Source organism: Nioella nitratireducens, from assembly GCF_001879715.1.
Classification (GTDB): Bacteria; Pseudomonadota; Alphaproteobacteria; order Rhodobacterales; family Rhodobacteraceae; genus Nioella; species Nioella nitratireducens.
The window spans coordinates 1-1,026 of record NZ_MNBW01000069.1 but is presented as its reverse complement, the minus strand read 5'-3'; the positions used below and the strand labels follow the sequence as shown (position 1 = coordinate 1,026).

Annotated in this window: 2 protein-coding genes; both read left to right on the top strand. The window is 46.1% G+C overall.

Annotated elements, in window-relative coordinates:
• The first annotated feature begins 141 nt into the window (after positions 1 to 141).
• Positions 142 to 714, top strand: a complete 573-nt coding sequence (locus BKY27_RS19610) for a recombinase family protein (protein WP_071676134.1) — start codon at positions 142 to 144, stop codon at positions 712 to 714.
• Between the two features lie 11 nt (positions 715 to 725).
• Positions 726 to 878: a hypothetical protein gene (locus tag BKY27_RS20205; protein ID WP_158515007.1), complete on the top strand. Its 153-nt coding sequence runs from the start codon at positions 726 to 728 to the stop codon at positions 876 to 878.
• Positions 879 to 1,026 lie beyond the last annotated feature (148 nt).

Sequence of the window (1,026 nt, the reverse complement as noted above, 5' to 3'; positions counted from 1 at the left end):
TAAATCATGTTTCAAAAAGTCTACTGATGTGAAACAGTTTCTGTGATACAAAGAAGGCGTAACAAAAGGGTTTGATTCCCAATTTGTTACGCCTCTTTCTTTTCCTCTAAACCCCAATGAAACAATCCATGGAGAGACCCCATGAAGATTGGATATCGTCGCGTTTCCAGCATTGATCAGAACCTATCGCGCCAAGATTTAGGCAATGTCGACAAACTGTTCGAAGAGAAACTGTCAGGCGCTACTGCCAAAGACAGACCTGAACTTCAAAACATGATAGAATTTGCACGTGAACATGATGAAGTCATCTGTTGGTCCATTGACCGCATGGCACGTGATCTTCGTGACCTGCAAACCATCATCCAAACCCTGCTGGATAAAGATGTCAGCATCACCTTCCTGTCAGAAAACCTGACATTCTCTTCATCCAGCAATGACCCATTCGCAAAACTGCAACTTCATCTGATGGGTGCCTTTGCAGAATTTGAACGATCCATCATCAAGAAGCGTCAAGCAGAAGGGATCGCGAAGGCAAAGGCACGTGGCATCTACAAGGGTCGTCCGAAATCAATCTGTCCGGACAAGGTGATGTCACTTCATGAACAGGGTCTAGGACCAAGCAAGATTGCCACGGAGATGGGGATCAGTCGTGTCAGCGTCTACCGTGCCCTGAAAGGTCAGACCGCACCAGCGACCGCTACAGCGAACCAGTGAAAGGATCAATCATGACCAATGACAAAGAAGACCGGAAACCAATGACAGAAGAAGAGATCAAGAAGATGCGCGAAGTCGCAGAAACGGCAACTTCCTACAGTGATGCAAAATCGTTCAAACGACTGGTCGCAAAGATGGACCAAGAAAAGAAGGAGCAGAAGTAACGAATTTCGGACAATCTGAACGCAACAGATCACTGACCAAACCAACGACCAATCTGCGGAATATTGCCACTAAGGTTGAAGTAATGTAATAATGAAACCAGATAGTTAGCAGTGAGCGATTTGCGAATTTGCCCTGTCTCTCCGCCAC

What these genes read in the sequence shown, in the direction of transcription:
- BKY27_RS19610 (WP_071676134.1), top strand. Translation starts at nt 142, where the DNA reads ATGAAGATTGGATATCGTCGCGTTTCCAGCATTGATCAGAACCTATCG.
- BKY27_RS20205 (WP_158515007.1), top strand. Translation starts at nt 726, where the DNA reads ATGACCAATGACAAAGAAGACCGGAAACCAATGACAGAAGAAGAGATC.